Source organism: Labrys sp. KB_33_2 (assembly GCF_052114505.1).
Lineage (GTDB): Bacteria > Pseudomonadota > Alphaproteobacteria > Rhizobiales > Labraceae > Labrys.
Window position 1 is genome coordinate 252269 of record NZ_JBFREW010000002.1, and the last position, 14079, is coordinate 266347.

Below are 14079 nucleotides of genomic sequence, written 5' to 3' on the forward strand. Positions count from 1 at the left end.
GGGGTGTGGCGGGCAGCGCGCTGAAAGCAACGCGATGGCACTACCGTCGTGCCAGCTTTCGAAGAATGGAGCGTTGCTCACCACACCCCATCCGACCCGGCTTTGCCGGGCCACCTTCCCCACTTCGTGGAGAAGGCTGGTTGCGCTTTATTCCAGACTAATCGTTCTATTATGCCGCCGCCGACTTCTCTCCCGCCTCCGCATCGAGCAAATGGCAGGCGGCAAAGCTGCCCGGGCGATGTTCCTTCAATGCTGGCGTCTCGGTGCGGCAGCGCCCGAAAGCCTTGGGGCAGCGGGAAGCGAAGCTGCAGCCGGGCGGGATGTCGATGGGGCTCGGCGGTTCGCCTTCGAGCAGATAGTCCTGCGGATCGAAAGGCTTTTCCTCCAGGGTCGGCGCAGCCGAGAGCAGGGCCTTGGTGTAAGGATGCTGCGGCTCGAAGAAGAGATCGTGATTGTCGGCGATCTCGACCATTTCGCCCAGATACATCACCGCGATGCGGGTGCACACCTTCCGGACCATGGCGAGGTCATGGGAGATGAAGACATAGGTAAGATCGTTCTTCTCCTGCAGGCTGGAGAACAGCTCAATGAGCTTGGCCTGTTCGCGCTGGTCGAGGGCGGACAGGGTTTCGTCGAGGATCAGCAGCTTGGGCGAGAGCACGAGGGCGCGGGCAATCGAGATGCGCTGGCGCTCGCCGGTGGACAAGGCATTGGGCAACTCGTCATAGAGGCGGGGCGACAGGCCGACCTCCTGCATGGCGGCGAATACGCGCTCGCGCAGTGCTTTGCCGCTATGGCTGCCGCGGATCAGCAGGCTTTCCTCGATCATCCGCCCCACCGTCGTGCGCGGGGGCAGGGCGTTGTAGGGATCCTGCAGCAGCAGCTGGAACTCGCCGCGCTTGGCAAGCAGCTCACGGGCGGAAAGGGTGCGCAGCGAGACGCCGCCAAGGATGATGTCGCCCTTGTCGGGCGCTTCCAGCCAGGCGAGCAGGCGGGTCAAGGTCGACTTGCCGCAACCGGATTCACCGACGATGCCGAAGTTCTCGCGCGGCAGGATGTCGAAGCTGACGCCACGCACCGCCTGGATATGGCGATAGGTGTTGAAGGTGCCGCGCTTGCGGGCGAGATAGGTGCGATGAGCGTCAGCCACCCGCATCAGCGGCGCGTCGGCCTCGTTGCGGCGCGAGAGCGGCTGTTCGCTTGTCGACCAGATGCGTGGCACGCTGGCGATAGCGCGGCGGGTGTAGTCGTCCTGCGGCGTCCGCATCAACTCGGAGAAGGGCTGCTCTTCCACCAGGCGCCCCTGGTGCAGCACGGCCGTGCGCCCGCCGAACTGGCCGAGCGTCGCCAGCGACGACGACAGGTAGATCGTCGCCATCTTGTGGCGTTGGCAGAGATCATGCAGCAGTGCCACGATCTGGGCGGCGATGGTGACGTCGAGCGGCTGGGTGATGTTGTCGGCGATCAGAACGGCCGGCTCGGCGCAGATCGCGTCGACGATCATGGCACGCTGCATCATGCCGCCGGAGAATTTGGACGGGTATTCCCAGTAGCGCTCCCTCGGGGAGGGGATGCGTACCTCGCCGAGCAGCTGGATGACACGCTCGTGGCATTCCTTCCTGCTCCAGGCCGGGCGCACACTGCGCAGCTTTTCGCAGATCTGCACGCCGACCGGCTGGGTCGGATCGAGCGAACTCTGGGGCTTGGAACCGATATAGGCGATGTCGCGGCCGACGATGAAACTATTTCCGGCGGAATCCGTGGTGACGTCCTTTCCTGCGAACAGCACCGAGCCGCGGCGATAAGTCAGGCTCTCGGGCAGCCAGTTGGCGAGGGCACGGCTGAGCACCGTCTTGCCGGCGCCGCTCTCGCCATAGATGCCGAAGATCTCGGCGCTGTGGAGCGTGAGCGCGATGTCGTCGAGCACGGGCGCCTCGTCGCGCGGCGAGCCGACAGTGAGATGGCGGGTTTCCAGGATCGGGGAATTGTCCATCTCAGGCGCCTCCATAGATCTTGTTGCGCGCCTTTTCGAGGGCGGACCCCATCAGGTTGATCGATGTCAGCGCCAGGGCCAGGAACACGCCGGGGCTGGTGGCGATCCACCAGGCGTTGATGAGATATTTGCGGCTGTCGGAAATGATCGAGCCAAAGCTCGGCGTCGGCGGCTGGATGCCGAGGCCGAGAAAGCCGAGGATCGCCTCGAAGATCATCATGCGGGCGACGTCCAGCACGGCGACGAAGGCAATCGGCGGCAGGATGTTCGGCGCGGCATAGAGCAGGAGGATGCGCCAGTCGCCGGCGCCGAGCACCCGCAGGCCGCGGACATATTCCTTGCCGCGCTCGGTGACGGCGGCGCTGCGGGCGACACGGGCATAGAGCGGCCAGCCGGACAGAGCCAGCACGATGATGATGGTGTGCACTTCGGGCTTGGTCACGCCCAGGATGGTGATGGCCAGGATGATCATCGGGATCGAGAGCTGCGCGTCGGTGATGCGCATGATGACGGTATCCCACCAGCCGCCCTTGAAGCCGGCGAGCAGGCCGAACCCGCAGCCGATCAGGAAGACCAGCGCCACGGTGACGATACCGATCAGCAGCGAATAGCGCAGGCCGATCAGGCAGCGCAGCAGCATGTCGCGGCCGAGCTGGTCGGTGCCGAGCGGGTGGAGCCAGGTCCACTTCTCGCCAAGGAACAGCGGCGGAATGAACTTGTCCTTCACCACCATCTTGGTGGCGGAAATAGAGGAGAACTCAGGATAGATCGCCGAGACGAGGAGCAGCGCCAGGAAGACGAACAGGCCGACGCGAAAGCTCGGCATGGCCCAGGCGCTGGCCAGAATGCGGCGGCTGATCGACTGGGCCCGTTCATGGGTAGGCACGGCGTCGCTGGTCACGATACTCATGCTCAGATCTCCACGCGGGGGTCGATGAGATAGGCCACGAGATCGACCAGGATGTTGATGAAGACGAAGACGGCGCTGGTGGTGATGGCGATGCCCTGGATCACCGGAAAATCGCGGCCGAGCACCGAGACCACGGTGAGATTGCCCAGGCCCGGATAGTCGAAGATGTATTCGATCACCAGCACGCCGCCGATCAGGGTGGAGAGCTGGATGCCGAGCAGGTTGACCAGGGGCACCGAGGCGTTGCGCAGGGCATGGGAATAGACAATGCGCCGGCGCGACAGGCCGCGTACGCGGGCTTCGTCGATGAAGGGCGCCTGCATCACCTCGCCCAGCGAGGTCGTCAGGGTGCGGATGATGAAGGGCGAGATCTCCACCGCCAGCACGAAGGCCGGCAGCAGCACATAGCTGAAGCCCTTGTAACCCAGTGCCGGCAGCCAATCGAGCTTCACCGACAGGAACAGGATCAGTACGATGGCGAGCCAGAAATTCGGGATGGAGACGAACAGCGACTGCACGCCGAAGGCCAGCGCATTCGGCCAGCCATGCTGGTTGAGACCGCCCGCGAGCCCGATCGGAAAGGAGATCAGCAACGCGAAGACCAGGGCGACACCGGCGAGCTGCAGGGTCAACGGCAGGCGTTCGAGGATGAGGCTGGCCACCGGTGCCATCTCGGCCTTGGTCGGGTCGACATATTGCCCGCCTGCCGCGACACCGCCGCTGCGCGGCCTGATATAGGATTGGCCGAGATCGCCCTTGGCGAGGCCTACCATGTAGCGGCCATATTGCACGATGATCGGATCGCGCAGTCCCATCTTGGTGGCGACTTCTTCGACGACATTGTCCGGCGCCATGCCACCCACGATCAGGCGGACCGGGTCGCCCGGAACCACGCGCAGCAGCGTGAAGATGATCAGCGACGTCAGGGCCACGATGAGCAGGCCCTGGGCGATCCGCTTGATCAGGAATTCGACAATCAGCATCGGCAACGATCCCGCACCGCCTGGAAAAAAGAGGAGCCGGCCGGGGGGACCGGCTCCAGTCCCTTGCGGCTCAGGCCAGGTTTGCCTTGCTCATGTCCTGCATGCCGTTCGGGTAGATGTAGAGACCGTCGAGCTTCTTGGAGTAGGCGTGGATGAACACCGAGGTGAACAGGGCCAGCGCCGGCGCCTTGCGCGCGATGGTCGGCAGGGTTTCAGTCTGCAGGATTTTCTTGCGCTCCTCGATCGAGGCGGCGTTGCGCTCCTTGTCCAGTACCGCATCGATCTCCTTGTCGACGATGCCGGTGATGCGCTTGGAGGAGGAATGGAAATGGGTGCGGATCACCAGGTCCGGCTCGGGCGAGCCCGTGCACCAGCCGCAGTCGATCATGTTGCCTTCACCGCCGCCGGGCTTGTCGTAGAGCAGATTGCCCCAGGCCGCGACTTCCAGGGTTTGCAGGTTCACCTTGAAGCCCTGTTCCTCCAGCATGCCGGTGATCAATTCGGCATATTCCTTGGTCTTCGGATAGAAGCCGACCGAGGAGTAATAGGTCAGTTCCGGCAGGCCCTCGCCCTTGGGGAAGCCCGCCTCGGCCAGCAGGGCCTGGGCCTTGTCCGGATCATATTCGGGATAGTCGGCCACTTCGGTGTAGCCGAACTTAACCGGCGAGATATGGGCCTTGGAGAAGGTGCCGGAAACGCCGAGGACCTCGAGCACCTGCTTGCGGTCGATCGAGTGGCAGGCGGCGAGGCGGATGCGCGGATCGTCGAAGGGCTTCTTGGAGCAGCGGAAGAACAGATATTTGTTCTCCACCGAAACAGCCTTGTGGATGGCGAAACGGTCGTCCTTGGCGATGGTGTCGACCTGCTCCTGTTCCAGGCGCTCGATGATGTCGGCCTGGCCGTTGAGCAGGGACAAAGTGCGTGTCGTGGTGTCGCCGACGAAATGATATTCGACGCCGGGGATCTTGGGCGCGCCGAATATGAAATCGGTATTGGCGGCCAGGATGGTGGTGTCGCCCTTCTGGTCGACATATTTGAACGGGCCGGTGCCGTTCATGCGGGCCGAGAGCTGCGCCTTGTTGGCGATGTCCTTGGCAGCCATGATCGGCAGGAAGGACGAGAGGTAGTAATAGAGCGCAGCCGGATAGCCATAGTCCTTGGTGTTGATATGGCAGGTGTGCTCGTCGACGATGTCGACCTTGACCTGGCCCGGATACCATTGCGCCGGCCTGTCGGGCTGCGAGCCATATTCATAGGTGGCCTTGACGTCGGCCGAGGTGAAGGGCGTGCCGTCGTGAAACTTCACGCCTTTGCGCAGCTTCACTTCCAGCGTGTAGGTGTCGATCGGCTTGAGGGACTCAGCCAGTTCGAACACCAGTTCTTCCGGATTGTCGGGCTTCATCGGTGCCCGGGTGAGATAGCCGAACACGAAACCCTCGACGATGAGCTGGCCGAGATTGGTATGCGTGGTCGGGTCCCAATTGCCGGTCAGCGCCTCGGCGCCGAGGAAGCGCAGGGACCGGCCTTCGGCGGCGAAGGCCGAACTGACCAGGAAGTCGGGGTTGACGCGGCCGAAGCCGAAGGCGCCGGCTCCAGCCAGCGCGCCCAGCATAAGGTCTCTGCGGTTGATCATCTCTCGTTCCTCTGAATGGGGGCGCAGAAGTTTTTCGGGCTCGCCTTCCGATCCGACGCAGTGCCGAGCCGTCCCACCTTGTCGTTGGTGGGTGATGAAACTCTAGACCAGATGGCGCCGGAGCCTGATGCCTACAGCTCCACGATTCCATTGCTGACCCTTCTCGCGCCATGCCCAATCAAGAGGCATGGAAAACCGGACTCTGCGCGGGGTGGTTACAGGCACAGGAATGCAGGAGTTCAGGCAATGGCCGCTGCGTACCAGGCCAGCCTATGATCCCGGCCGAATCGTGTCAGGGAACCTCGTCGATGCCGTCATTCCAATCCATGAGTCTGAAAGGGATCGTTTCGGATCTCGATGGGGTGGCCTATCGTGGCGACAGCCCGATTCCCGATGCTGTCGAGGCCTTCCGGCGCTGGCATGCCGACGGCATTCCCTATGCCTTCGTCACCAACAACGCCACGAAATCGGCGGCCGATTTCGCCGCTAAGCTGACGCGGATGGGCATTGTTACCGAACCCGAACAGGTCTTCTGCGCGGTCTCGGCTACCGCCAGCCTGATGCGCCGGCGCTGGCCTGCGGGAGCGCGGGTCTTTGCCATCGGCGAACAGCCCTTATTCGCAGCGCTGGAGGCGGCGGGCTTCACCCTGGCGGGGGACGATGCCGAGGTCGTGGTGCTCGGCTTCGACTATCAGCTCAGCTATGCCAAGCTGAGCACGGCGGTGCGCGCGGCACTCGGCGGAGCCGCGGTGGTGGTGACCAATCCCGACATGCTGGCTCCGGTCGAGAGGGGCTTCGAGCCCTGCGTCGGCGTGCTGATGGCGGCCGTTCAGGCGGCGGTGCCGTCCTGCCGGCCGATCGTAGTGGGCAAGCCCGAGCCGCTGATGATCGAAGAGGCGCTCGGCTTTCTCGGCACGCCGCGCGAGGGGACGGTCATGATCGGAGACCAGATCGCCACCGACATACTGGCCGGCAAGCGGGCGGGCATGCGTTCCGTGTTGGTCACGACCGGAGTGGTGGCTGCCGCCCGGCCGGATGTGACCCCCGATCTCGAGGTGGCGAGCCTGCTAGAGCTGTTCGGGGATTGAAATACGCAACCTGGAGGGTCGATCTCCAGATCGACCATCTTCGCCTTCCATCGCGCGCGAGGTTTCCAAAGACGGTCGATCCCGCTCCATCTCTTGATGGGGCTGAGGAGATCGGCCCTCCGATCCCAGGGCATTTCCGCTCTCAGGCGAAATAGATGCTCACTGAACCATAGGGGCCGAAATCGGCGTGGATCGTGTCGCCATGCCGCGCCTCGATGGGACGGATGAAGGAGCCGGCGAGCACGATCTGTCCGGCCTCGATGCCCTGACCATACTCGGCCAGTCGGTTGGCGAGCCAGGCGATGCCGCGCGCCGGCTGGTTGAGCACACCGGCGCCGAGGCCGGTCTCCTCGACCTCGGCGTTGCGCGTGACGATGGCACCGATCCAGCGCAGATCGACCTGATCCGGTCGCATCGCTCGACCACCGGTGACGATGCCGGCATTGGCGGCGTTGTCGGAGATGGTATCGAAGATGGTGCGGGCCTTCCCGGTCTCGGGATCGACGCGAAGAATGCGTGTATCGAGGATTTCGAGGGCGGGGGTGACATAGTCGGTGGCTTCAAGCACGTCGAAGACGGTGACGCGTGGCCCCCGAAGCGGTGCCTTCATCACGAAGGAGAGTTCGGCCTCGACGCGCGGCTGGATGAAGCGGTCGGCTGGGATGGTGGCGCCGTCCTCGAACAGCATATCGTCGAACAACACGCCGGAATCGGGAATGTCGATGTTCAGCGCAGATTGCATCGCCTTGGAGGTAAGGCCGATCTTCCAGCCGATCACCCTGGCGCCGCGATCGATCTTCCTGCTCACCCAGCGGGCTTGGATCGCATAGGCGTCGGCCATGTCGATGCCGGGATGCTTGAGGGAGAGGAGGCCGGTCTGGATGCGGGTGCGCTCGGCCTCGTCCAGGCTTTCCGCGGCGGCTTCGATTTCAGCTGCTGTCATCATCTCAGACCTCGTCGGCGATCGTGTTGCTGAGGGTGCCGAGACCCTCGGCGCTGACCTCGACGACGTCGCCGGGCTTGAGCCAGATCGGCGGATCGAAGCGCGCGCCGGCCCCGGTCGGCGTGCCCGTGACGATCACGTCGCCGGGAACCAGCGTGGTGAAGGTCGAGATATAGGCGATGATCCGGGTGAAGGAGAAGATCATCCGGCTGGTCCGGTCCTTCTGGCGAATCTCGCCATTGACGCGGGTCGTGAGTTCGATGTCGGCAAGCTGGGTGCTGTCTGTATAGGGGACGAGCCAGGGGCCGATCGAACCGGTGCGATCGAAATTCTTGCCCTGGGTGACGTTGAACTTGGCGTGGCGCACCCAGTCGCGGATCGTGCCTTCGTTGCACAGTGACAACGCGGCGATGTGGTCGAGCGCTTCGGTCTCGGCTATGCGCCGGCCACCCTTGCCGACGACGATGACGATCTCGCCCTCATAATCGAGCTGCGGGCTTTCGGGCGGGCGGATCAGCGGCTGGCCGTGGCCGGTGAAGGAGCGCGGAAAACGGATGAAGAGGGAGGGGTTGGCCGGCGCGGCCTGGCCGTCCTTGTATTCCTCGTTGCGGTCGGGAAAGTTCACGCCCACGCAGATCAGCTTCTCCGGAGTAGGGATCGGAATTTCGAAGGTGATGTCCGAAAGGGCATAATCGGGGGGTAGCGATACTGCTTCCTCGGCGAGTTGTGCCAGGGCGCCGGCTTCGATCACCTCCCGCAAGCTCGGCCAGCGCTCGCCATGGCGCTTCGACAGGTCGATGATGCCCTCGCCCTTCGCAAGGCCGTATTTCAGGGCTCCCTGATGGGAGAAGGCGGCAAAACGGGGCCTGTCGGTCACAATCGTCTCCTTGACAGTGCAGGGCGGAGTGCATTCAGGACAGAACACGCTCCGTTTCGTTGGTTCCGGGGCAGCGATGCCCAAACTGGCGATCAGGGGGCGATGATCGGCTGGGCCTTGAGGATGGAGTCGATGATGGGCGTGTCGGCGAAGGGACTGCCATGCTCGAACCAGGATTTGGGGGCGGGGGCTCCCCACAGAGTCTGGCGCTGCGGATCCTTGAGGTCCCATTTGATCGGCTCCAGATCGGGATCGACCGTCTGGTAGTCGGAACAATAGATCTCGATGCGATGCCCGTCCGGATCGAGAATATAGAGGAAGAAGGCATTGGAGATGCCATGGCGCCCGGGACCGCGCTCGATATTGGCAACCCATCCCGACGTCGCCATCAGATCGAGCAGGTCGATGATGTTGAGGGGCGTCGGCACCCAGAAGGCGGTGTGATGCAGGCGCGGCCCGCGGCCATTGGTAAAGGCGATGTCGTGCACGCCGCCCTTGCGATGGGTCCAGGCCGCCCAGAGCCGGCCGGTTTCTTCGTCCTCGGTATATTCGGTGACGCGAAAGCCGATCTCGTTGTAGAAGGCCACGGCCTCGTCGACATTGGGCGAGAAGCAGTTGAAGTGGTCGATGCGCAGCGGCTTGACGCCACGATAGAGCGCGTATTTCTGGTGGATGGGCGGCAGGCGCTCCATCTTGGCATAGAATTCGAGCGGAATGCCCTGCGGATCGCGGGTGCGGAAGGTCCTGGCCTGGTAGGGGCGCTCGATCCATTCGACCGGCAGCTCTCTGCCTTTGAAGAAATGCGCCGCCCTGTCGAGGTCGTCCTCCGAATAGACCTTGAAACCGAGGTCGCGCGCCTCGGCGGTCTCGGCCTTTTTGAGGACGATGCAATGATGGCCGCGCTCCTCCATCGCCCTGAGATAGATGGTGTCCGATGTCTCGTCGGTCACCTGCAGGCCGAGAATGTCGACATAGAAGGCGCGCGACTTGGCCAGATCCGTCACGGCGAGCTCGACATGGCTGAGCCTGACGATGTTGAAGGGCGGATGGAGAACAGGTTGGGGTAGGGGCATCGGGTCTTCCTCCCGCCCGCTCCCATCGAGGGGCGGGCTGTATTCTATGACGGCTAGGCCTGGGGCCTATTCATGAAGTACCGGTTTGAGGCGTCATCCTCAGCCCAACTTGCGATGCAACTTGGGGCGACAGCGCCACCGCAGGTGGCGGGAAGGGGATCCAGGAGTCGTAAGTTGAGCCATTGAGCCTCTGGATCCCCTTCCCCTCGCCCTCTCTTGCTGCGCTCGCGAGTGGCTCGGCCGGGGATGACGATGTATTTCTGGTGAGCGGTCGATCAGCCGCCCAGCTTCGTGATGGCGTGGGGCTTGGTCGCGAAGGCGATGTTCTTCGTCTCCATGTAGAAGTCGAAGGACCAGTCGCCGCCGTCGCGGCCGATGCCGGAATTCTTGACCCCGCCGAAGGGCGTGGGCAGGTGGCGCACATTCTCCGAATTGACCCAGATCATCCCGGCTTCGAGATGGTCGGTGAAGCGCAGGGCCCGGCCGAGGTCGGCGGTCCACAGATAGCCCGCCAGGCCGTATTGGACGTCGTTGGCCAGGGCGAGGGCCTCGTCCTCGTCGGCGAAGGGGATCGCCGTCAGCACCGGTCCGAAGATCTCTTCCTGAGCGATGCGCATACGGTTGTTGGCACCCGTAAACAAGGTCGGCGAGACATAGCATCCCCCGCCCGGTCCCTCGACCTTGGTGCCCCCCGCGGCCACCTTGGCACCTTCGGCCTGGCCGATGGCGATATAGTCGAGCACCTTCTTCTCATGCACCGGGTGGATCAGCGGCCCGATCACCGTTTCCGGATCGAGCGGATGGCCGACCTTGATCCGGCTGGCCTTCTCGGCGATCAGTGCGGTGAACCTGTCGTAGATGCTCTCCTCGACGAGCAGGCGCGAGGAGGAGGTGCAGCGCTCTCCGTTCAGCGAATAGATCATGAAGACGGCAGCGTCTGCCGCGCGTTCGAGATCGGCATCGGCGAAGACGATCACGGGGTTCTTGCCGCCCAGTTCGAAATGCATGCGCTTCAGGGTTTCGGCGCCCTGCCGCATGATCATCGCGCCGGTGCGGCTCTCGCCCACGAAGCCGATCGCCTTGATCAGGGGATGTTCGGTGAGGGCGCGGCCGGCATCCTCGCCAAAGCCATTGACGAGGTTCCACACGCCCTTGGGCAATCCGGCCTCCTCGGCGATCTCGACCAGCAGCCTTGCCGTCAGCGGCGAGAATTCGGCCGGCTTGTGCACGACGGTGCAACCGGCGGCGAGCGCCGGCGCGATCTTCCAGGTCGACAGCATGAAGGGTGTGTTCCAGGGGGTGATGATGCCCACTGGTCCGATCGGCACGCGCGTGGTGACGTTGAACTGGCCCTCGGTGCGCAGGGATTTGCCGTCACGGGCCTCGGGTGCCCGGTCGGCGAAGAAGCGGAAATTCTCGGCGCCGCGCAAGGCTGCCTTGGCCATGAATTTCAGGGCCTGGCCGGTATCCATGCATTCGACGAAGGCGATTTCCTCGGCGCGCGCCACGATGGCATCGGCGATCTTGTGCAGGAGCTTCTTGCGAGCCCCGCCCGGCATGGCCGCCCATTCGGCGAAAGCCGCCTTGGCCGCCTTGGCGGCGCGATCGACATCGGCGCTCGAGCCGCGCGCCACGCGGGCCAGCGGCTTCAGGTCGATCGGCGAGATCGTCTCGAAAGTGGCACCATCGGCTGCTGCGACGTCTTCGCCGCCAATGCGGTTGGGCACGACCATGCCCTTGAAACGAGCCAGATAGGCTTCGGCCTTGGCCAGGTTTTCCTGCAGTGTCGACATGAATGGATCTCTCGATGATCGGGGGCGGCCGTCGCGCAGGCTATTTGCCGCGAAGGCGCGGATGGATGGCATTGCGCTTCCAGCTCAGCTCCGGGTCGATTTCCCGGATCTCCAGCGAAAGCGCGAAATGAGGGGTTGCGAACAGGGCAGCGAGCACCTCGCCCGCCGCGGCGAACAGGGCCTCGCCCGTACGCTTCTTTTCATCGGCACTGCGGCCGTGGCCGATGCGGAAGTTGAGGTCGACGAAGGCGTTCTCGGGCAGGTGGTCGGCTATGGTGAAATGGTCCGCCTTCAAGGCCCGAACGCGAATGGCGCCGAGCTCGAAGAGCCCCGTGGCCAGAATGGCGGCGTGCAGCCGGTCGCAGAGCGCGCCGATCTCGACGCGCCCTTCGAGATTGCCGGAATATTCCACGGTGAGGTGCGGCATGGCCTTGGCGTTTCCCGATCTATTTAATTAACATGTTAATAAAATTGTGAACCGTGTCAAGGGTCGATTTGCACAGTCTCGGCCAGTTGAAAGCTTTCTTTCAGATAACGCGACAGGCGTTCGGCGGCGTCGGGGGTCTCAGGCCGTTGCGCCACCCAGCCGATATAGGTCAGGCTCCGCAAGAGGAGGAAGAGCGGCAGGGCCGCCAGCGCCTCCTCGCTGAGGCCGCGGCGGCTGCGATAGCCGGCGACCAGCGCCTGCTCGATGGCCGGATAAGCCGGCTCGCGCCGGTTCTTCAGCAGCGCCGTGGCAAGGTCGAACAGGCGGTAGCCGTGGCCGCAATCGTCGAAATCGATGAAGGCCACGCCGCCATTGGTCATGAAGACGTTCTCGCGCACGAGGTCGGCATGGATGAGGCCGTAGTCGAGGCGAGGGGCGTGGCTGTCGAGGGCCTGGCGGAGCCTGATCCGCAGCTTGGCAAGAGCTTCGCTTTCCCGTGGCGAAAGGCCCGGACAATCCCAGAACCGTCCCCAGAGCGGCTGCTCGCCCACCAGCCCTTCGATATCCCAGGCCGGCCGATGGAAACCGGATGGCCGCTGCCAGGCATCGGCGAGATCATGCATGGTGGCCATGGCCTGGCCGATCCTGAAGAAAAGCTCGGCCTGTTTTTCCGGCGGCTGCGCCAGGGGCATTCCCGTTTGGCCGAGCGGCACACCGTCGATCCAGCTGACCATGTCGGCATGTTGGGCAGCAAAACGGTGAGTGGCGGGCAGCGCGACCAGGGGGTGCCCATCCTCGGCCGGAATGGTGGCGGGTACCGCCAGGCCGCCCTGCCGCAGGGCCGTCATCCAGGCCAATTCCGATTGCAGTGCTGCCTCGTCGTGATAGCCCGCCCGGTGCAGCCGCAAAGCCGCCGGCCGGCCATCGGCGAGGACGATACGGAAAACCGCATTCTCCCGATATTTGAGGAGTTGCGGCTGCTGGGCCGGCGCCGGCCAATGCTGCAGCGCTTCGCTGGCTCGCTCAAACAGCGTGTTCTTCAGTTCTTGCGCCGGATCGCCCATCATCACCGCCTCACAGACCCGACAGCACATCGTCGAGGGTCGACAGCATCAGATCGGCATGTTCCTTGGAGAACGGCATGGGCGGGCGGATCTTGGTGGCGCATTGATGCACACCGATCTTGCCCATCAGCACGCCGCGCTCGCGCATGGCGTTGACGATGCGGCTTGCCTGCTCCGGGGCCGGCTCCTTGGTCGTCCTGTCCAGCACGAATTCGGTGCCCATGAACAGGCCGCTGCCGCGGATGTCGCCGATGAGGGCATGCTTGCCTGCGAGACGCTCGAAGCCGGCGCGCGCATGGGCGCCGACGGTGCCGGCGTTCTCGATCAGCCTTTCTTCCTCGATCACGTCGAGCACCGCCATCGCCGCGGCGCAGGAAACAGGATTACCGCCGAAGGTGTTGAAGTAGCGGAAGGCCTTGCGGAAGGTGTTCAGCGTATCGATGTTGGCGACCACGCCGCCGACCGGATGACCATTGGCCATGGGCTTGCCCAACGTGACGATATCGGGAAGGAAGCCGGCGCGCTGGTGGCCCCACATATGGCTGCCCGTTCGGCCGAAGCCGGGCTGGACCTCGTCGGCGATGACGAGTCCGCCTGCCTTGCGCACGACTGAGACCGTCCGGTCCAGAAAGCCCCGGGGCAGATCGGGAAAGCCTTCATTGGCGAAGAAGGGATCGATGATCAGAGCGGAAAAGCCGTGCGGGCTCGCCTCCAGCGAGGCGATCGCCTCCTCGATCTTGGAGGCGAAGGCCCCCGCGAAGGCCGCGCCCGGCGCCCCGCCCAGCGGGCGGTAGCTGTCCGGCGCCGGCACGTGGCGGACATGGCCACCGAAGCCGCCGACGGGCGGCATGCGGGTGGAGAGCTGCGATACCGCCGCGGTATTGCCGTGATAGGTGTGGTCGGTGGCAATCACCCCGATCCGGCCGGTCATGGCCTGCGCCATGCGCAAAGCGACGTCATTGGCCTCGCTGCCGGTACAGGTGAGGATCGCCGCGTTCAGGTTGGTGTCGAAGGTCGCGGTCAGGCGTTCGACATAGTCGAGGATGCCCTCATGCAGATAGCGTGTATGCGTGTTGAGCGTCGAAGCCTGGCGCGTGATCGCCTCGACCACGCGCGGGTGGCAATGGCCGACATGCGGCACGTTGTTGTAGCAGTCGAGATAGCGCCGGCCCTCATCATCCCAGAGCCAGACGCCTTCGCCGCGCACCAGATGCACCGGCTCCTGGTAGAACAGCGACATGTTGCGCCCGAGCAGCCTTTCGCGGCGCGCGAGCAGAGCGGCATTGCCGGCCATC

Annotated in this window: 12 protein-coding genes; 1 reads left to right on the top strand and 11 read right to left on the bottom strand. The window is 64.1% G+C overall.

The features are described from left to right. Window positions 1-169 precede the first annotated feature (169 nt). The 4 genes from AB4037_RS04485 to AB4037_RS04500 all read right to left on the bottom strand — a co-directional run bounded on the left by AB4037_RS04485 (window position 170) and on the right by AB4037_RS04500 (window position 5519). Window positions 170-1993, bottom strand: coding sequence for an ABC transporter ATP-binding protein (locus AB4037_RS04485; protein WP_441770673.1), 1824 nt, complete (start codon window positions 1991-1993; stop codon window positions 170-172). Between the two features lies 1 nt (window position 1994). Continuing rightward, window positions 1995-2903 (bottom strand): ABC transporter permease, encoded by a 909-nt coding sequence (locus tag AB4037_RS04490; protein WP_441770674.1) that lies wholly within the window; start codon window positions 2901-2903, stop codon window positions 1995-1997. 2 nt (window positions 2904-2905) lie between these two features. After that, window positions 2906-3886 (bottom strand): ABC transporter permease, encoded by a 981-nt coding sequence (locus AB4037_RS04495; RefSeq protein WP_434960693.1) that lies wholly within the window; start codon window positions 3884-3886, stop codon window positions 2906-2908. Window positions 3887-3956: 70 nt separating this feature from the next. Continuing rightward, window positions 3957-5519 (bottom strand): ABC transporter substrate-binding protein, encoded by a 1563-nt coding sequence (locus AB4037_RS04500; RefSeq protein WP_434960694.1) that lies wholly within the window; start codon window positions 5517-5519, stop codon window positions 3957-3959. A 308-nt stretch (window positions 5520-5827) separates the two neighbouring features. Between AB4037_RS04500 and AB4037_RS04505 the strand changes: the two genes are divergently transcribed. Beyond that, a complete protein-coding gene (locus AB4037_RS04505; protein ID WP_441770675.1) occupies window positions 5828-6607 on the top strand; it encodes an HAD-IIA family hydrolase in 780 nt (259 codons plus the stop codon). Window positions 6608-6749: 142 nt separating this feature from the next. Here the strand turns inward: AB4037_RS04505 and hpaH are convergent, their stop codons facing one another. The 7 genes from hpaH to AB4037_RS04540 all read right to left on the bottom strand — a co-directional run bounded on the left by hpaH (window position 6750) and on the right by AB4037_RS04540 (window position 14078). Beyond that, complete coding sequence (gene hpaH, locus AB4037_RS04510; protein WP_441770676.1) at window positions 6750-7553, bottom strand: 2-oxo-hept-4-ene-1,7-dioate hydratase; 804 nt, start codon at window positions 7551-7553, stop codon at window positions 6750-6752. A gap of 1 nt (window position 7554) precedes the next feature. Continuing rightward, the gene (locus AB4037_RS04515) at window positions 7555-8427 is read right to left on the bottom strand and encodes a fumarylacetoacetate hydrolase family protein (protein WP_441770677.1); all 873 of its coding nucleotides are present in this window, start codon (window positions 8425-8427) and stop codon (window positions 7555-7557) included. A gap of 92 nt (window positions 8428-8519) precedes the next feature. Next, entirely contained in the window at window positions 8520-9500 is a 981-nt protein-coding gene (gene hpaD, locus AB4037_RS04520) for a 3,4-dihydroxyphenylacetate 2,3-dioxygenase (protein ID WP_434960698.1), read from the bottom strand. A 275-nt stretch (window positions 9501-9775) separates the two neighbouring features. Further along, window positions 9776-11293 carry a 5-carboxymethyl-2-hydroxymuconate semialdehyde dehydrogenase gene (gene hpaE, locus AB4037_RS04525; protein ID WP_441770678.1) on the bottom strand — a complete coding sequence of 506 codons (1518 nt, stop codon included), beginning with the start codon at window positions 11291-11293 and terminating at the stop codon, window positions 9776-9778. A 40-nt stretch (window positions 11294-11333) separates the two neighbouring features. Then, window positions 11334-11720, bottom strand: a complete 387-nt coding sequence (locus tag AB4037_RS04530; RefSeq protein ID WP_441770679.1) for a 5-carboxymethyl-2-hydroxymuconate Delta-isomerase — start codon at window positions 11718-11720, stop codon at window positions 11334-11336. Window positions 11721-11776: 56 nt separating this feature from the next. Continuing rightward, the gene (locus tag AB4037_RS04535; RefSeq protein WP_441770680.1) at window positions 11777-12787 is read right to left on the bottom strand and encodes a phosphotransferase enzyme family protein; all 1011 of its coding nucleotides are present in this window, start codon (window positions 12785-12787) and stop codon (window positions 11777-11779) included. Window positions 12788-12794: 7 nt separating this feature from the next. Beyond that, a complete protein-coding gene (locus AB4037_RS04540; protein WP_441770681.1) occupies window positions 12795-14078 on the bottom strand; it encodes an aspartate aminotransferase family protein in 1284 nt (427 codons plus the stop codon). Between the last annotated feature and the right edge of the window lies 1 nt (window position 14079).